This is a genomic window from Streptomyces sp. PSU-S4-23, from assembly GCF_055632315.1.
The window spans coordinates 6,854,961-6,872,195 of the sequence record NZ_JBVMUU010000002.1 but is presented as its reverse complement, the minus strand read 5'-3'; the positions used below and the strand labels follow the sequence as shown (position 1 = coordinate 6,872,195).

At 72.4% G+C, this 17,235-nt stretch carries 18 protein-coding genes and 1 pseudogene; 2 read left to right on the top strand and 17 right to left on the bottom strand.

Annotated elements, in window-relative coordinates:
* Window positions 1-319: 319 nt before the first annotated feature.
* The 16 genes from ACZ79I_RS31225 to ACZ79I_RS31150 all read right to left on the bottom strand — a co-directional run bounded on the left by ACZ79I_RS31225 (window position 320) and on the right by ACZ79I_RS31150 (window position 14,385).
* On the bottom strand, window positions 320-745 hold the full coding sequence (locus tag ACZ79I_RS31225; RefSeq protein ID WP_471501698.1) for a cytochrome c maturation protein CcmE: 426 nt from the start codon (window positions 743-745) through the stop codon (window positions 320-322).
* A gap of 94 nt (window positions 746-839) precedes the next feature.
* Window positions 840-1,586: a cytochrome c biogenesis protein CcsA gene (gene ccsA / locus ACZ79I_RS31220; RefSeq protein ID WP_471501696.1), complete on the bottom strand. Its 747-nt coding sequence runs from the start codon at window positions 1,584-1,586 to the stop codon at window positions 840-842.
* A gap of 1 nt (window position 1,587) precedes the next feature.
* Entirely contained in the window at window positions 1,588-2,232 is a 645-nt protein-coding gene (locus ACZ79I_RS31215) for a heme exporter protein CcmB (RefSeq protein WP_471501694.1), read from the bottom strand.
* The gene (locus tag ACZ79I_RS31210; protein WP_471501692.1) at window positions 2,223-2,894 is read right to left on the bottom strand and encodes an ABC transporter ATP-binding protein; all 672 of its coding nucleotides are present in this window, start codon (window positions 2,892-2,894) and stop codon (window positions 2,223-2,225) included. Before ACZ79I_RS31210 ends, ACZ79I_RS31215 begins: the two co-directional genes overlap by 10 nt.
* Before the next feature lie 3 nt (window positions 2,895-2,897).
* Window positions 2,898-3,311, bottom strand: a complete 414-nt coding sequence (locus tag ACZ79I_RS31205; RefSeq protein WP_471501690.1) for a hypothetical protein — start codon at window positions 3,309-3,311, stop codon at window positions 2,898-2,900.
* A gap of 3 nt (window positions 3,312-3,314) precedes the next feature.
* On the bottom strand, window positions 3,315-4,532 hold the full coding sequence (locus ACZ79I_RS31200) for a molybdopterin-dependent oxidoreductase (protein WP_471501688.1): 1,218 nt from the start codon (window positions 4,530-4,532) through the stop codon (window positions 3,315-3,317).
* Window positions 4,529-5,674, bottom strand: a complete 1,146-nt coding sequence (locus ACZ79I_RS31195; RefSeq protein ID WP_471501686.1) for a c-type cytochrome — start codon at window positions 5,672-5,674, stop codon at window positions 4,529-4,531. Before ACZ79I_RS31195 ends, ACZ79I_RS31200 begins: the two co-directional genes overlap by 4 nt.
* On the bottom strand, window positions 5,674-5,856 hold the full coding sequence (locus ACZ79I_RS31190) for a hypothetical protein (RefSeq protein WP_471501684.1): 183 nt from the start codon (window positions 5,854-5,856) through the stop codon (window positions 5,674-5,676). Before ACZ79I_RS31190 ends, ACZ79I_RS31195 begins: the two co-directional genes overlap by 1 nt.
* Before the next feature lie 6 nt (window positions 5,857-5,862).
* Window positions 5,863-6,552 carry a cbb3-type cytochrome c oxidase subunit II gene (locus ACZ79I_RS31185; protein ID WP_471501682.1) on the bottom strand — a complete coding sequence of 230 codons (690 nt, stop codon included), beginning with the start codon at window positions 6,550-6,552 and terminating at the stop codon, window positions 5,863-5,865.
* Window positions 6,549-8,036 carry a cbb3-type cytochrome c oxidase subunit I gene (locus ACZ79I_RS31180; RefSeq protein ID WP_471501680.1) on the bottom strand — a complete coding sequence of 496 codons (1,488 nt, stop codon included), beginning with the start codon at window positions 8,034-8,036 and terminating at the stop codon, window positions 6,549-6,551. Before ACZ79I_RS31180 ends, ACZ79I_RS31185 begins: the two co-directional genes overlap by 4 nt.
* The gene (locus tag ACZ79I_RS31175) at window positions 8,033-8,209 is read right to left on the bottom strand and encodes a hypothetical protein (RefSeq protein WP_471501678.1); all 177 of its coding nucleotides are present in this window, start codon (window positions 8,207-8,209) and stop codon (window positions 8,033-8,035) included. Before ACZ79I_RS31175 ends, ACZ79I_RS31180 begins: the two co-directional genes overlap by 4 nt.
* Window positions 8,206-8,649 (bottom strand): hypothetical protein, encoded by a 444-nt coding sequence (locus ACZ79I_RS31170; protein WP_471501676.1) that lies wholly within the window; start codon window positions 8,647-8,649, stop codon window positions 8,206-8,208. The genes ACZ79I_RS31175 and ACZ79I_RS31170 overlap by 4 nt, the downstream gene beginning before the upstream one ends.
* Window positions 8,646-9,524: a cytochrome c-type biogenesis protein gene (locus ACZ79I_RS31165; protein ID WP_471501674.1), complete on the bottom strand. Its 879-nt coding sequence runs from the start codon at window positions 9,522-9,524 to the stop codon at window positions 8,646-8,648. Before ACZ79I_RS31165 ends, ACZ79I_RS31170 begins: the two co-directional genes overlap by 4 nt.
* A gap of 59 nt (window positions 9,525-9,583) precedes the next feature.
* Window positions 9,584-10,174, bottom strand: a complete 591-nt coding sequence (locus ACZ79I_RS31160; RefSeq protein WP_471501672.1) for a TlpA family protein disulfide reductase — start codon at window positions 10,172-10,174, stop codon at window positions 9,584-9,586.
* The gene (locus ACZ79I_RS31155) at window positions 10,174-12,258 is read right to left on the bottom strand and encodes a heme lyase CcmF/NrfE family subunit (protein WP_471501670.1); all 2,085 of its coding nucleotides are present in this window, start codon (window positions 12,256-12,258) and stop codon (window positions 10,174-10,176) included. The genes ACZ79I_RS31160 and ACZ79I_RS31155 overlap by 1 nt, the downstream gene beginning before the upstream one ends.
* A 369-nt stretch (window positions 12,259-12,627) precedes the next feature.
* Window positions 12,628-14,385 (bottom strand): bifunctional metallophosphatase/5'-nucleotidase, encoded by a 1,758-nt coding sequence (locus ACZ79I_RS31150; RefSeq protein ID WP_471501668.1) that lies wholly within the window; start codon window positions 14,383-14,385, stop codon window positions 12,628-12,630.
* A 139-nt stretch (window positions 14,386-14,524) separates the two neighbouring features.
* Here ACZ79I_RS31150 and ACZ79I_RS31145 point away from each other — a divergent pair, with 139 nt between their 5' ends.
* The gene (locus tag ACZ79I_RS31145; RefSeq protein WP_471501666.1) at window positions 14,525-15,421 is read left to right on the top strand and encodes a helix-turn-helix transcriptional regulator; all 897 of its coding nucleotides are present in this window, start codon (window positions 14,525-14,527) and stop codon (window positions 15,419-15,421) included.
* 36 nt (window positions 15,422-15,457) lie between these two features.
* On the opposite strand, the pseudogene ACZ79I_RS31140 reads toward ACZ79I_RS31145, so the two are convergent.
* Window positions 15,458-16,356: pseudogene (locus tag ACZ79I_RS31140) on the bottom strand (LysR family transcriptional regulator).
* Between the two features lie 95 nt (window positions 16,357-16,451).
* On the opposite strand from ACZ79I_RS31140, the gene ACZ79I_RS31135 reads away from it, so the two are divergent.
* Window positions 16,452-17,189, top strand: a complete 738-nt coding sequence (locus tag ACZ79I_RS31135; protein ID WP_471501664.1) for a CTP synthase C-terminal region-related (seleno)protein — start codon at window positions 16,452-16,454, stop codon at window positions 17,187-17,189.
* Window positions 17,190-17,235: the final 46 nt, after the last annotated feature.

The following is a 17,235-nucleotide window of genomic DNA, read 5'->3' as shown; positions in this document are numbered from 1 at the left end:
CCCAGGGTCTACGGGCAGCATCCTGCCCTTCCGCCGGGGTGGATGCGAGCCCATTGCGACCATGGCGGGCCGCGGACCGGGCGCACACGGCGCGGTCCTCCGGCGGCCCGGAATGCCCGGCGTGTCTGCGGGCGCGGGACGTGCGGCCGTCCTCATGCCCGCGGGCCCCGCCGGCCCGGCTGCCGGGCACGTCGAACGGCGTGCCGTGCCCGCGGGGAATGCGCAGGCCCCGCCGGTCCCGCACCGGCCGTTCGGCGCATCCGGACGCGGCCGGCCACGGGCACCCCGCGGCGGGTCCCGGCCGCGGCCGGTGCCGCGGTCACCGCGTGCCGCGGCCCGCGCGGTCCGAGATCTTCTCCCGTGTCTTCGTCACGTACTGGTTGGAGTGCTTGACCAGCAGCGTGTCGGCGACGAAGCGGCCCCGGCCGTCGACGCTGCCCTCCACCAGGACGCCCTGGCCCTCCCGGAAGATCGCGGTCGTCGCGCCGTCATAGGTGACGGGCAGGTCGCGGGCGCCGTCCGTGATGATGAAACGGACGACGGAGCCGTCGCGGCGCAGGGTGCCCTGCTCGACCAGGCCGCCGAGGCGCACCCGTTCGCCGGGGCGCACCTTGGCGGCGATCTCGCTCGGGGTCCGGTAGTAGACCAGGTCGTCCCCCGCCCCCCAGATGCCGAGCACCGCGAGCACACCGGCCGCGGCGACGCCGACGACGGCGAGCCGGGCGCGTGGCGTCGACAGCCGCATCACCGGCTCCTTCGCTGCGAGGGCCCCACGACGACCCAGGCGAGGTAGCCCGCCCAGAACACCGCGGTGGTGAGATAGCCGATCAGAAGGTAGATCACCGTTCGCCTCCCGGCTCCAGGCGGGGAACCACGACGACCTCGACCAGCGGCCGCTCGTCCTCGTTCCCGGGTTCGGGCGCGGCGGCCACCGCCTGCTCGCCGAGGAGACGGACGCGCCGCATCCACACCCACGCCGCGGCGAGCGTGAACGCGACGACCGCGGCGATCAGCGTGACGAACATGATCGTCGGCAGCGCTCCGTCGGGGCCTCCGGGGCGCAGCACGGTCGGCGGCTGGTGCAGCGTCCGCCACCAGACGACCGAGAAGTGCACGATCGGCACGTTGACGACCGCGAGCACGCCGACGGCGGCGGCGCGACGCGCGTTCAGGTGCGGATCCTCGGCCAGCCCGCGCACCCCGAGGTAGCCGATGTAGACGAGGAGCAGGACCACGGTGGTCACCAGCCGGGGGTCCCACGTCCACCAGGTGCCCCAGGTCGGCTTGGCCCACAGGCTGCCCAGCACGATCGCCAGCGCGGTCAGGCCGACACCGAGCTCGGCGGCCGCCTGCGCCGCCCGGTCGTAGCGCAGGTCGCGGCGGATCAGGTAGGCGGCGCTGGCGACGGCGACCACCGCGAACGACAGATACGCCGCCCACGCGGCCGGCACATGAACGTACATGAGCCGCTGCGCGTCGCCCTGGTACGCGTCGTGGGGCGAGATGACGAGGGCGAGCGGCAGCGCCACCGCCGCGGTGGCGCCCGAGGCGAGTCCTACGGCACGTTCGAGACGCGATCCACGCATGTCATTCCTCCAGCAAGACGGGGTGGACGGCCCAGATGGCGACCGACACGAGCAGGTCATAGGCGGTCAGCAGAACCAGCCACGGCAGTGCCGGGACGCCCGGCTTGCCCACCGCCGTGCCGGCCAGCAGCACCGGCAGCCCGGCGGGCAGCAGCAGCACCGCGAGCAGGCCGATGCGGCGGCGCGTGCCGACGAGCAGGGCGCCGAACGCCACGACGAGCCCGGCCAGGCCGAACGTGCCCAGCGGCCCGGCGGCCAGCGCCGCCGCCGGCAGCGGAGCCGGGAACACCAGCGTCACCAGAGCGCTCACGATCGCCCACGCGATCGTGAGCGGCAGCCACAGCCCCAGGATCTTCCCGGCCAGCAGCTGCCCGGGCGAGGCCAGACCGCGCAGCAGGTCCCAGGCGCCCTCGTCGCGCTCCGCGGCGGCGACGCCGCGGGCCAGCGGGGCGGCGGCGAACAGCACCACGATCCACACCGTGCCGGGCGCGACCGCCTCCAGCACCCGCGGCACCGGCCCGTACGCCAGCCCGGCGAGCAGCACGCCCGCGACGACGAACGGGAACACCGTGATCGAGGACTCGTGCCCGGCGAGCTCGACGCGCACTTCGCGAGCGACCAGGCGGGCCACGGTTGTCACGGGCACGCTGCCTCCTCCGCGACCTGTTCGAGACGGCCCCGCGCGAGCCGGAGATGCGCGTCCGCGGTCCACGCGGTCCACGCCGGGTCGTGCGTGGCGACCAGCACGGCGGCGCCGCGCGCCCGCAGCCGCCGCAGCACGTCGCCGGCGAGCGCGGACCCGGTCTCGTCGAGGTGCGCGGTCGGCTCGTCGAGGCAGACGAGGTCGGCGCGGCAGACGAGGGCGATCGCCAGGGTGAGGCGGGCCCGCTGGCCCGCGGACAGCGTCCCCGCCCGGGCCCCGGCCGAGTCCTCGAGGCCGACGACGGCCAGCGCCTCGCGGGCGCGGACCCGGGCCGCCGCCCTCGGCTCGCCGGCCAGGCCCAGCACGTCGGCGACGGCCTCCTCCGCGCGCTGCGCCGCGCGCGCGCCGCTTCCTCCCGCCAGATAGAGGGAGGGTCCGGACACGAGGCGGACGCCCGCCGCCGGCCGCAGCAGGCCGGCGGCGAGCCGCAGCAGCGTGGTCTTGCCCGAGCCGTTGGGGCCGGTCACCACGGTGGCCGTACCGCGCGCCAGCGCCAGGCTGGTCGGCGCGAGCGCGGCGACCTCGCCGTAGTGCCGGCGGACGGTGGTCAGCTGCAGGACGAGCCCGGCGGGCGGGCCGGACCCGGAGGACGGTGCGGCGGTCATCGATCAGCTGCCCGGCTTGCCGTAGACGTCGCCCGCCGTGCCCTTCAACGGCAGCGGCGGCGGGACGGTGTAGTGCGTCTGCAGGTAGGCCGTGATCTGGGCGGCCGTCGCGTCGTCGATGGGGGCGCCGTAGTTGGTGCGCATCTTGTCCACCTCCTTGGCCCACTGCTTCGCGGTGAACCCGCCGTGGGTCACGATCGGCGCCAGCGAGTGGCACGCCGTGCAGTAGGCCTCGACGAGTCCCTTCCCGCTGCCCTCGGCCAGGGTGAAGTCCGCCTGCGGGTACTGGCCCAGGCCGGCCTGCCCCGCCTCGACGGCGGGCAGGGCGTCCGGCCGTGTCACCGCGTACACCCCGAGGGCGCCGGCGGAGCCGAGCAGCACGACCGCCGGAATCATCCACAGTCCACGTTTCGCCATGGCTCAGACCACCTCGTAGACAGCCGCGAAGGTACGGGAGGCGGTTTCCTTGCGGCCGCCGTTCGCCAGCTTCGCCGGGTCCGGCTCCAGCGGCTGCACCTTGCCGTCGGCGCTCGTCGCCCGGCTCAGGACCCGCTGTTCGCCGCGGCCGGAGAACCCGATCTGCGCCCGCCACACCCGCCAGGTGTACTTGCCGTACGACCTGTCCAGGGTGACCGGCTGCCAGGTACGCCCGTCGTCCTGGCTGATCTCCACCTTGGTGATGCCGGAGCCGTCGTCGAACGCGACGCCGGTGATCTCGACCTTCCGGCCGAACGGGATCCGCGTGCCGTCGGTGGGCGTGGAGATCATCGAGAACACGCTCAGCTTGTTGGGCGTGATGGGACGCCCGGACCACTCCATCGGGTGCGGCGTCGGCGCGATCTCGAGGCTGACGAGCTGCTTGGTCCAGGTCGGCGCCCATGTGCCCGGCACGACGAGGCGGACCGGGTAGCCGTTCCAGAGCGGTATGTCCTCCCCGTTCATCTTGACGGCGAGGATCGCGTCGGGGTTCTCTTGCACGCTCGCGAGCGGATACGTGCGCCAGTACTCCGGCTTGGTCAGGCTGAGCTCTCGGCCGGCGCCGAACGAGGCGTACTTGGCGTCGTCCTTGAGACCGACCTCCTTCAGCAGGTCCGAGATCCGCACCCCGGTCCACTCGGCGCACGACAGGTCGCCCTTGGTCCACGGCATCCCCGGGATCATCGGGTGGTGCAGGCCGCGGCCCTCGCCGGAGCACATGCCCACCGCGCCGACCGTGGTGGTGGCGCGGGCCTGCAGGTCGTCGAGCGACAGCGTGATCTCGTTGGCCGCGGACGCGCCGCCGATCGTCAGCCGGTAGTTGTCCGGATTGAGCTGGAGGACGGTGGCCTCCCGATAACGCACGTAGTAGTAGTCGTTGTCGGTGTAGGGGTAGTTCTCCCGCCCGATCAGGCGCTCGGCCGGCGTCTCGTAGTTCGGCGGCCGGTCGTAGGTCTGCCCCATGGGCGCCTTGCCGGGCAGCGCCACGAGCCGGAAGGGCGTGCCCGGTGGCATCTTGAGGTCCCCGGCGCGCAGCACGCTGTCGGCCGCGGAGGCCGTGTCCGCGCCGCCGAAGAGGCGGTACCCGCCGCCGGCCATCAGCGCTGCGGCCGGCACGGCGATTCCTCCGATGAGGAGACGGCGTCTGTTGACTGAACTCATTGCTTCACCTCGGCGCGGCCGTCGAGTCGTTGATTGCTCTGGGGGTCGTATCGGTAGGCGGAGTCGGCTCCGGGAATCGCCGCGGAACCGGCGAAAGCGCGCAGATAGTCGGCGAGTACGGCGATCTCCTGGTCGGTCAGGACCGCGCCGAAGGAGGGCATCGCGGTTCCCGGTCGGCCGTTCTTGATGGCGTTCGCCAGCGCCTGGTCGGTCTGGCCGGCCATCCAGGCCGGATTGCGGAACACCCGCGGCGCCGGGTCCAGGCGGCCCGCGGCGACCCCCTTGCCGTCGCCGTTCACGCCGTGGCAGGAGGCGCAGTAGGCAAGGTAGTTCTCCTGGGCCCATCCGGAGACGGGGTTGGGCCGCTCGACTCCGTCGGCGAGCCGGCGCAGATAGCCGACGACGGCGTCGATCTGGTCGGCGGTCAGGTCACCGCCGAACGCGGGCATGGCCGTCCCCGGCAGGCCCTGCTGGATCGTGTGGGCGAGTTGCCCGTCGCTGCGGCCCGCCTGCCAGTCCTGGTCGGACAGGTTGCGCGGTTTCGTCCGCATCGACGACGCGGCCGCCCCCTTCCCGTCGCCGGACTGGCCGTGGCATCCCGCGCACTGCTCCTCGTACAGCTGCTTGCCCAGGCTGCTGTTCCCCGAGTCGCCGGGCGCGCCGCCGGGGGCGCTGTCCAGCCGTACGGTCGGGGAGAACCCCCGGATGTAGGCGACGACGGCCCAGATGTCGGCGTTGGACAGCCGGCCGGTGAACGCCGGCATCGGCGTGCCGGGGACACCGCGCTGCACGGACGTGAAGAACACGCCGTCGGACTGCGAGGACATCCAGTCGGCGTCGGTGAAGTCACGGGCCGGCGTGGACAGGTTCGCCGCCAGCGGGCCGCGGCCGTTGCCGACGCCACCGTGGCAGGAGAAGCAGTTGGCCGCGTACACCTGGGCACCGCGCGAGATCAGGCCCTTGTACGCCGCCGGCTGCGGGGCCACCAGTTTCTGCTCGTTGCGCTGCACGCCCATGGACATGGTGTGGACGTGCACCGGCGCTGCTTCACGGTCGGTCAAGGCGTGGAAAGTGGTCCAGGCGGCGGCAGTGGCCAGCACGGCCGTCCCCGGCACCAGCGTCAACCGGAGGAATCTGCCCATCACCGCGCACCATTCTCCCTTCCCGGGTGTTCGCCCCACTGCCTGCGGTCGCGCTGGAGCATGTCCTCGGCGGGCCGTTGCAGGGCGGCGCGGAAACGCGGGCTGGCCAGGCCGGCGGTCAGGAACATTCCTACGAGGGCGATACCAAGCACCAGCAGGAGGTCCATCAGGAAATTCGACATCTGTTCTCAGTGCCCCTCATGGCTCATGACGCCGTTGACGGCGTCGCTGCCCGTTTTCGTCTGCGGTCCCGACTCCCGCATCGCCCGTCCGAGGAAGTTGAGGTAGGCGACCAGGCCGCGTGCCTCCTGCGTGGGAACGAGCTCGCCGTCGGCCTTCTTCTGGAAGAGCCACGGGTACGGCGGCATCACGGACTGCGGCACCGTGCTGCGCGGGTCGTACAGGTGCGCGTACTGCCATGCGTCCGTCCGCACGCCGGACTCGCGGGAGAGGTCCGGGCCGATCCGCCGGGTCCCCCACTGCTGCGGGTACTGGTCCTGGTACTCCCACGCCTCGGCCGGTGCGCCGAACCGCCGGACGTCCGAGGTGGTGCTGCGGACGAAGTTGGAGTGGCAGTAGGCGCAGCCCTCCCGTTTGTAGACGGTGAATCCGGTCTGTTCGAGCTGGTTCATCGGCCGGTAGGAGGCCGGCGTGTCCTTCTTGACCTCGTCGCTCAGCTCGCCCAGCGGCAGGACGCCGAGCGTGAGGAAGGACAGCACGAGCGACCCCAGCCCGCCCAGCAGCATGACCGTGGTGCCGCGTTCGAGGAAGCGCATCCAGCGCGGCCCCTCGTGCCCCGGCCCGTCCCCCTGCGAAGCGTCCGAACGCCGTGGCTCATCCGGTGTCCCGGGCTTGTCCGGCTCTTCCGGGTCGCTCATCGGCCTGCCTCCACTTCCACCGGCTCGTGCTCCGACTCACCGGACATCGATACGTTCGTTTCGGCGTCGCCCGGCGCCGGCTTGGTGAGGACGGCCATCAGGAGCAGCACGAACGCCGCGGCCAGGAACGTGCCGCTGACCGTGCGCAGCAGCCAGGGCACCTTGGACACGACGACGCTCTCGATCCACGGCGCGCCGTTCATCCAGGAGCCCGCCTGCAGCAGGCCGGCCGCCGTCAGATCCGCGACAAGGGTGACCAGGGCGATGGTGCCGGTCCAGTAGGCGAGGTTCGCGTAGCGGGCGTGCACGGGCCGGCCGGCCACCCGCGGCCACAGGTGCAGCAGACCGCCGATGATCACGAAGGTCGCGAACCCGGCCATGGCCAGGTGCGCGTGCCCGATCACCCAGTCGCTGAAGTGGATCTGCTCCTGGACCGGCATCGCGGCCTGGAACGCCCCCTGCATCGAGACCAGGAGGTAGAAGACGATCCCGGTCCAGATGAAGCGCAGCGGCAGGCTCGACACCGTGAGCCGGCCGCAGCCGCGCAGGCTGAGCAGCAGGTTCGTGACCACCACGAGGACGGCCAGGCCCATGAACACCGACGCCATGATGGCGACCTTCTGCGCCTCCATGGGGATCGGCGAGAAGACGTAGTGGTGGATCCCGTTGAGGGGATAGAAGAACACCAGGCCCCAGAACCCGACCAGCGACATGAAGTGGCTGTAGACGGGACGGTTGGTCGTCACCGGGATCACGTAGTAGGCGATCGCCAGCGCCAGCGGCGTGACGAGCAGGCCGACCGCGTCGTGGATCCACAGCCCCGACAGCACGGCGCCGAGGGCGCCGGGGGCGAAGTACTCGGGCACGAACTGGCCGATGACGAAGACCACCGGGCTGAACGTGAAGGCCAGCAGCAGATACCAGCTGGAGACGTACAGGCGCGCGTCCCGGCGGCGCAGGTACGGCGCGACGAACTGGGCGCCGAACCCGAGGAAGGCGAACACGGTGACGACGTCGACGGCGACCGGGAACTCGCCCCACTCGACCGACTGGCTGTACCCGATCAGTACGAAGATCCAGCCGAGCAGGACGACTGCGATGTTCCACACCCAGAACAGCCACCAGCCCAGCGTCCGGCTCAGCACCCGGCGGCCCGACGTCGTCGGGACCGCGTAGTAGGCGAAGGCGATGAAGCCGTTGATCAGCCAGGCGTACAGGATCCCCTGGACGTGCGCGTAGCGCAGCCGCCCCCAGGTGGTGACCGGCGACCTGCCCAGGAAGTCGGGGTTGTTGAACTTGGCGGCGACGAGGATGCCGAAGACCGCGGCGCCCAGCACGCCGACCAGCCCGGCGATGGCGTGCGCGCGGATGAGACCGCGCTCCACCCGCACGCCCGGCTCCGGTCTCGGCGGCAGGTCGGTCCCGGCGACCGGCTCGTGCGCCGGCCGGCCGGCGCCGCCCGAGCGTGTGTCGATCACGGTCATCGTCGCACCGCCAGCCATGTCAGGGGCCCGCCGAAGGCGAACACGCAGATCACGAAGAGCCAGACCATCACCGGGTCGGGCGGCCACGAATACCGCTCCGGCTCGAAGAAGGCGGCCGGCCTCCTCGTGTCCTGACCGGCGTCCCCCGACGGCGTGTTCAGCTGTTCCGTCATGTGTTCGTGGCTCCTTGCGTGCTCGACACGGCGGGGGGTGGCATGACCCTGACCTCGCGCACCATGCCCTGAGCCCGGTGGCCCGGCAGTGTGCAGAGGAAGGTGACTTCGGAGTGCCCCGACAGATCGATCTCGAGCGTCTGCCCGGCACCGGGGGAAAGCGAGGCGGTCTTCCCCAGCACGGTGTGACCGTCGAGAACCTCGAGGTCGTGGGCCGTCGAACCGGCGTTGGTGACCGTCAGCCGCACCGGACCGGCGCGGAGGGCCGACGCCGACATCGTGAACCCCCATTCCACGAGGCCGACACGCATGTCCGCCGTGGGCGGACCGCTGGGCGGAGGGGCCGGGGCGGGATCCGCCGAGCACCCGCCCGCGACCAGCGCCGCGACGACGGCGGCGAGCGGCACCGCGGCACGCCGGCTGATGACGGAGCGGCTCACGACGCCCCCTCCGTGACGGCGCGGGCCACCGGGACCCCGGGGTGGTCCGGCGGTGCGAGCCGCAGGAACTTCCGCATGGCCGCGAGGGCCTCCGGATCGGTCCGCGAGAGGGGGGACAGCCCGCGCAGCAGCAGCGCGTCGACGTTGTCCGGATCCCCCCTCAGCACGGCCTCGGCCTGGGCGCGCACGACCTGGAGCCGGCCGACGCGCAGAGCCGCCGACGCCAGCGCCAGGCGGGCCGAGGCGTTGTCGGGCTGCCGCGCGACCGCCGCCTCCATGGCCCGCAGGTCCGCCGCGGCGTCCGTCGGGGCCGGCGAGCCCGGTGCGGCACCGGTCGGCGCCGCGGAGCGCCCCGTGGTGCCGGAGCCGGCCGCGACCGGTACGTTCCCCGTGGGCAGGCCGCCCGCACCGCGCTCACCGAGGTTGCTCCACACCAGCACACCCGACGCGGCGGCGAACAGCGCGACCGCCGAGACCCAGCGCACCGCCCGGGGCAGCCGCCGGCGGCCCAGGAGCCGGCTCGCGACGACGAGTCCCACGGCGACCGCCACGGCGGGCGCCGCCCACACCACCCACCCCAGGTGGCCGGCCGGCGGTGCCAGCAGGATCCAGTCGCCGTAGCGCTGGACGAAGTAGCCACGGATCTGCCCGGGACTGCGGTGCTGGGCCACCTGCCGGTCGATGATCTTCCGCATGCTCTGCGCCAGTGGTGAGTTCGACTCGGCCACCGACAGCCCCTGGCACGTCGGGCAGCGAAGCGAGGCGGCCACCTCGTGCGCCACCTGCGCGCGCGATGTCGGCCCGGCCGAGTCGGCGGACCGGACGAGCCCGAAGCCCGCCAGCGCCAGCAGGATCAGCACCGCCGCCAGCGTCACCCCTCGCGGTCCCCGGGGGCGAACCCCCGCACCGCCGGGGATTCGCCCGGAGAACCGGGTCAGCCTGCCAGCAGTGGCACGACGTTCTGGTCGATCCATTGGGTGCTCACCTCCCCGGCGACGTGGGCGCGGACAACGCCGGCGCGGTCGACGACGAAGGTCTCGGGGACGCCGAAGGTCGCCCACTCCACCGCGTGCCTGCCGTCCCCGTCGTCGACGCTCGGATACGGCGCGCCACCCATCTCGCGCAGGAACGCGCGCGCGTCGGCCGCGTCGTCCTTGGTGTTGACACCGACGACGACCAGCCCGCGCGGGGCCAGGTCGCGCGAGGCCTCGACCAGCAGCGGATGCTCCTCCCGGCACGGTCCGCACCAGGAGGCCCACACGTTGACGAGGACCACGCTTCCCCGCTGCCCGGCGAGGTCGAAGCGTCCCCCGTCGATCGTGGGCCCGGCCAGCGGCGGCGCACTGTGGCCGACCAGTCGCGACGACACGATGGACGGATCGCGGCCGATGCCGGTGCCGAGCACCGTCACGACGGTGGCGACGACGACGACCGCAAGTGCCAGAACGCCCCAGCGCCACACGCGCGGACGCCGGCCGGGGGCGGGGGCCGCCGCCCGTTCCACGGTTTCGGGGGGAGCCGCCATCACCGCTCCGCCCCGGACAGTTCCGCGGAGGCGCCGTCCTCCGGGACCGCCGCGGCACCGGGCGCGGAGTCCGCGGAGTCCCCGGAGTCCGCAGCGGTGCTCTCGACGCCGGCCGGGGATTCCCCGGCCGCGGCGGTGGACCGTTTCCTCAGGCGGCGCGGCAGCGCGGCGAACAGCGCGCCGCATGCCACCAGCACACCGGCCACCCACAGCCACACCACCAGCGGGGTGACGGTGAGCCGCACCGTCGCGGTCGAGCCGTCGGGCGCCGCCGACGAGACCGTCAGGTAGGCGTCCGAGGTGAGCCCGGTGCGCACCGACGGCCGCCCGATCGCCTCGTTCATCGAGGGGTAGAACCGCAGCGCCGGCGTGTACACGCCGAGGCGGCGGTCCGAGTCGGACAGCTCGGTCAGCACGCGGACCTGCATGAAACGCGGCGTCCGCTGCCGCTCGACCCGGACCAGGGTCGCGGTGTGCCCGGCCACGGTGATGCTCTCGCCGGGGCGCAGCGTCCGCTCGGCGGTCGACGCGTACGAGGACGAGCCCGCCACGGCCACCGCCGCGAGGACGATGCCCACGTGCGCGATCAGCCCGCCGTAGCGGCGCCGGTTGCCCCGCACGGCACGCGCGGCGGCCGAGAACCAGGTCCCCTCGCCCGCGGCCCGTACCTTGCGCACGTCGTGGAGCGCCGTACCGGCGGTGGCGGCGACGGAGAAGGCGGCAAGCCCGAAGGCCACGATCGTGCCGGGACGCGGCAGCCCCGCCCCGCCCAGGACCGCGACCGTGCCCAGGCCGGTCAGCGCGGGCAACCGGAGCCGCCGCAGGGCCGCGGACGCCTCGCGCCCCTCCCAGGGCAGGACCGGGCCCACGCCCATGAGCAGGACCACGGCAAGGACCAGCGGCACGACCATGCGGTTGAAGTACGGCGCGCCCACGCTCACCCGGTCGCCGTTGAGGGCCTCCACGAGCAGCGGGAAGGTCGTACCGAGCAGCACCGTGACGGCGAGCGCCACGAACAGCACGTTGTTGACCAGGAACACCGACTCGCGGCTGACCGTGGACTCGATCCTGCTGACCGGGCCGAGCCGGTCCCCGCGCCACACCAGCAGGACGACCACGCCGAGCGCCACCACGGCGATGTAGCCGAGCAGGACCGGGCCGAGCGCCGACTGGGTGAACGCGTGCACGCTCGCCAGCACCCCGCTGCGGGTGATGAACGTGCCGATGAGGACGAGCAGGAAGGTCGAGGCCGCGAGGACGATGTTCCAGATGCGCAGGATGGAGCGCCGCTCCTGGACCATCACCGAGTGCAGCAGCGCGGTGGCGGTGAACCACGGAAGGATCGAGGCGTTCTCCACCGGGTCCCAGGCCCAGTAGCCGCCCCAGCCGAGCACCTCGTACGACCACCAGGCCCCCATCGTGATGCCGACGGTGAGCGCCGCCCACGCCACCAGCAGCCACCGGCGGCTCACCACGAGCCAGTCACGGTCGAGGCGCCCGGTCACGAGCGCGGACACGGCGTATGCGAAGGGCACGGTGAAACCGACGTAGCCGAGGTACAGCAACGGCGGATGCACACCCATCAACGGGTGGTCCTGCAGCAGCGGATTGGGACCGGGCCCGTCGGCGGGCACCGGGGACACCCTGGCGAAGGCCCTTCCGGTCAGCAGCGCCACGCCGAAGAAGAACGTCAGGACCGACGTCATGACGGCCATGGCCCAGGGGTGCAGCTCGGCGGCGCGGCGCGGCACGACGTGCGACATGATCGCGGCGAGCCCGGCGAGGATCAGCAGCCACAGCAGGAGGGAGCCCTCCAGCGCGCTCCACAGGCCGGTCATCCGGTAGTAGAGCGGTACCTCGCGGGCGCTGTGCTCGGCCACGTAGCGGACGCTGAAGTCGTTCGTGACCAGCGCCCACTCCATGGCCAGCAGCGTCGCCGCGGCCGAACCGAGCGCGCCCCAGGTCAGCTTGCGGGCCGTGACGGTCAGCCGGGACGCGCGGGCCGCGAACGCCCACAGGAGGGTCGCGGTGAGCGCGAGCCCGACGCCCGAGGCGAGCAGCAGCGGGCCCAGCCGGCTGATCACCGCCGGGCTCCCCGTACCGTGGAGGAACCGCATGGGCCGGTGCGCGCACAGCGGACTCCGCCCGGACGATGCGTGGCGTTGCTCGGTGTGCCCACGAGGCCGGTCATAGCGTTCTCTCCTTGCAGGAATCTGCGCCGCCCGGAGTCCGGCGGCGTGCTCGGCAGAGCAGACCACGAAGCCGTGGCCGGCCTCCATAGACAGGGGCGTTTGGAGATCTGGACGCCCGCCTGGACGCTTCTGGACGCCGCCTGGACGCCCGCCTGGACGCCCTCTTGGACGCTCTTCTGCGGGGCCCGCCGATGGCTCGGCGGGCCCGCGAACCGGCACGGCACGGCGGAAGGCCGACGGCGACGAACAGACCGTGTGGACTCAGTGGAACTGGTAGTCGGTCCCGGGCAGCTGGCCGAGCGTGGTGGACGGCAGGTCGGTGGCGGTGACCCGGCCCTCCTGCTTCGGCGCCACGGGCGAGTGCCGGTGCAGGTAGCGCTCCACCGCGTCGTGGAGGGTGAAGGAGAGGTCCTGCCGGTTCGACACGCCCTTGATCCGGCACAGTACGTCCGCCGGGTCCCCTCCGCGCTCACAGGCGGCGAAGGTGTAGGTCCGGTTGACGTCGAGCGGCTGCCCGCCGATCTCGATGCTGTTGACCCGCTGCCCCATCGGCTTGCCGGCCGTGAAGTTGACCTTCATGCCGCTCATCCGCACGACCCAGCCGCCGAAGCGCTCCAAGGGGTTGTTGGAGAAGACGTTGTTGAGTTCCTTCTCCATCCATGCCTTCAGGAGGCCGCCCGGCACGCTGGCGATCCGGGCCCCGGCGTTCACCGGGAGCATGCTCCACAGGTACTCGCGGGTGATCTGGGCCGTCCCGCCGTTCTTCGGCACCAGGGGCGGGCAGAACCGGAACCCGTTGGACAGCGCCACGTCGAGGGTCCTGCCCTGCTTGGCCAACTCCTCCGACGTCGTCTCGAAGAGAGCGTCGGTGATCAGGTTGTCCATGGGGGTCTCGATCGGGTAGTAGCGCATGATCGGGGTCGCGGTGCTGCCCAGGACCTGGGAGAGCTCCTTCTTGTAGGGCGCCTGCACCCGGCGCACGATCCTGCGCATGGCACGGTCCTCGGCATACCGCGACTCCGCGACCTCCATCAGGTCGTACGCCGCGTCCTTGATCCGGCCCTTCTCCACGACCAGGTCCAGCCGCCCGACGAACGAGCCGAAGGCCCCGGGCTCGGTCACGGACGCGTACGTCCCCTTGATCGGCTCACGGATCCGCTCGTGGGTGTCGTTGCCGAGGATGTAGTCCACGCCCTGCATGTAGTCCCGGCTGGCCAGGTCGACCTGCTGGGCAATGCCCATGTGGGTGACCGCGAAGACCAGGTCGCACTGCTGGTCCTCACGCAGGTACTTGATCCACTTGGCGGCGTTGTACTCGGGGAAGGTGAACTTGATGCCGACGCTGTACTCCGGGCTCTGACGGGTCGGCACCATGGGGTCGTTGAACGAAAGGAACCCGACCCGTACGCCGGCGAAGTTCCGGACGTGCACCGGCTTGAACAGGTAGTCCCCCGGTTGGCCGTTGTCGTCATCGAACATGTTGGAGCACACCACGGGTGCCTCGTACTCGCCCATGACCTTCAGCAGCTGGCTCTTGCCGTAGACGACCTCCCAGTTGCCCGGGATCATGACGTCGTAGTTCAGGTGCCGCATGGGGGGCACCATCGCCTCACCGCGGCTGAGCGCCGCCCAGCCACTGCCCTGGAAGCAGTCCCCGCCGTCGACCAGGATCGTACCCCGCGGGTTCTGCGCGCGGACCTGCTTGACCAGTGTCTGGATCCGGGCAACTCCTCCGGTACGGCGAAACACGGGCTTGCCGTTCTCCCAGAAGAACTCGTCGTGGGTGTCGAGCTGACCGTGCAGGTCCGCCGTCTGGAGAACGGTCAGCAAGGTCGCCCTGCCGCAGGCGACGGCCTGGCTCTGCCGGAGGGTCTGCGCCGAGTTCGCGGACGCGCTCGACCCGACAAGGGGGGTCAGGCCCAGTGCCAGCCCCCCCGCGCCGACGCCTCTGAGCAGGGCTCTGCGACTCGGCGCGGACGGGGCAAGTTCAGCCCGCTTCTCACTGTTGGCGTGGTTCATGGCGGCTCCTCATGTGGCGGCGACCACTCGAGGAGACCTTGTGCTTACGTCCAAAATCCATGGACACGCGCCTATACACACGTCGGTTTTCTCTGGATACTGCGTCCACGTCGGGATCCGGAGGTGCTGGGAGGAAGAGATGGTCGGCGCTCAGCGCAACACCTGCCGGAATTTTCTGAGAACCGAGCGCGTGGCCTGCGTGCTGCGTCTGGCCGTGGGCGTCCTGCTCGTGGCCATGACCATAGCCTTCGAGCCTTTGGCGGCCTGGGTGGCCGTCACCGCCGCGGTCACCGGGATCGGTTGGTCGCTGCTGATGACCCTGGCCCTCCAGAGCCGTCTGTCCCGGGACGAACTCGTCAAGCTCGCCACGGGCTCCCACTGGTTCGACATCGTTCTCGCCCTGACGGTGTTCGTGGTCTTCCTCCCCGACCCGGAAGCCACGCCCGTCGCCGCGCTGCCGCTCCTCGTCTTCCGGATGACGGCACGCCGTGGCGTGCCGGGCGCGATCGGCGGGGCGGGAGTCTTCGTCAGCCTGATCGTGCTCCGTATCGCCGCGAACAGGATGGTGAACGGAGAAGCGCTGGTCCGCCTTCCCCTGCTCCTCGCCTGGGCGCTCGTGGCAACGCTGGTGCTCATACTGGCGCTTGAGATCGGGAAGCGCGGCGCCGGCGAGAATCCGGCCTCCGCCGCGGACGATCAGGAGCCGGCCGGCGTGACACCCGCGAGCACGGGCAACGAACGCATCACCAACCTCGCGGCGTGTCTGTCGCTCAAGCTCGACACCACGAACAACGCGGCGTCACTGACCCAACGGGAGCAGCAGATCCTGCTCATGCTCGGTCAGGACCACACGTACTCCGCGGTGGCTGACGGGCTCTACATCTCCGCGGGAACCGTGCGGAACCATGTGCACAACATCCGCCACAAACTGAAGCTGGCGGACCGGGAGGAACTGCTGGCCCTGGCCCGTGAGGTCGCCGCCTGCAGCGCGGCACGCGGAACCGCCTCATCGCCGGATGCCGTCGATCTGGGCTGAGGCACCGGACCCGCCGGGTGTGCGGCCCGGCCGGTTTCACGCCCGGGGAGGAAGCGAGGACCCGCGGGGACCGCGGAGCAGCCGCTCGGCCAGGGCCGCCGCCGCTCCGCGCAGGTCGCCGCCGCGCACCAGTTCCGTGCGGTGGACCACACGCGGTGCCGTGAGCGGAACGGCGACCGCGCCCGGGACGCCGGTGGCCGCCCGGCGCGGCAGCACCGTCAGCCCGTGGCCGGCGGCCGCCAGCGCGGTGAGCGCGTGCAGATCGGTGCCCTCGTAGCGCAGGGCCCGGCGGAGGCCGGCGCCGCCGATCGCCGTGCGGAGCTGCGCGAGCGGCAGGCCCGCGTCCGGGGCGTCGAGCCAGCGGGCGTCGGCCAGGTCGTCGAGCCGGAGCCCGGCGCGCCCGGCGAGGGGATGGGTGCGGGGCAGGACCAGGCACACGGGCTCCTCGCTCACGCCCTCGGTCGTCAGCGGTGCCACGTCGGGCAGCCGCAGCGGGTCGCTGGGCGCGGCCAGCCCGTCGACGAGGCCGAGGTCGGCGGTGCCCGTGGCGACCGCGGCGGGGATCTCTCCCCCCCCCGGGTGAGCACGCGCAGCGTGACACCGGCGGCGGGCAGCGCGGTCAGGACGTGCGGTCCGAGCGCGGTCGGCGTCGCGGCGAGCGTCACGCCGAACGCGGGCGCGGCCGCCATCCGGACGACATCGGCCCTCGCCGCCTCCAGCCGCAGCAGCAGCGGCCCGGCGTGTTCCAGGAGCCGTTCGCCCGCCGCGGTGGGCGCCACCGGACGCCGGGTCAGCAGGGGCGCGCCGAGGTCCTGTTCGAGCGCGGCGATGTGCTGCGACACCGCGGACTGGGTGTAGCCCAGCTCACGCGCCGCCTCCGAGAAGGAGGCGAGCCGGGCCACGGTGACGTACGTGCGCAGGAGGTGAGGGTCCATGCCGCCCAGCATCCCGCACCCCATCAGCACCGCTTATCGGCCCTCCAGGAATCATCGTTGGACGTGAACCGCATCGCGCGCCCAGCATGGTCGGCATGACAGCCGACATCACGCACACCGCCCGTCTCGCCCTGGTCGGCGACCGCTCCCCCGCCGTCGTCTCGCACACCCGCATCCCGCTGCTGCTGGAGGCGCTCGCCGAACGCGACCGGCTCGTCCTCGACGCCTACTGGATCCCCTCCGAGGAAGCCGGGGACGCGGGCGCGCTGCACGGCTTCGACGCGGTGTGGGCGGTGCCGGGCAGCCCCTACCGCAGCGAGGCGGGCGTGGTCGCCGCGATCCGCACCGCGCGGGAGGAGGGCGTTCCCTTCCTCGGCACGTGCGGCGGGTTCCAGCACGCGCTGCTCGAGTACGCGCGCACCGTCTGCGGTCTGACCAAGGTGGCGCACGCCGAGAACGACCCCGGCGCCGACGACCTCCTCATCGAGCCGCTCGCCTGCTCCCTGGTGGGCCACGAGGCGGCGGTCACGATCGAGCCGGATTCGCTGGCCCACACGGTGATCGGCTCCGCCCGGACCGTCGAACGGTACTTCTGCGCGTACGGGCCCTCCCGGCACCTCGACACGCTGCGCGCGCACGGGCTGCGGTTCAGCGGCCACGACGAGGACGGCGACGTCCGCATCGCCGAACTCCCCGGGCATCCCTTCTTCCTGGCCACCCTCTTCCAGCCGGAACTGGCCGGCGACGGGTCCCGCCCGCATCCGGTCGTGCGGGCGCTGGCGCGAGCCGCGGTGGAGCGGGCGGCCGTCCGCGAGGAGGCCCGGACCGGCTGATCGCGTGCAGAGCGCCCGCCTGGACTCCGGGCCGCCGCGGAGTTCG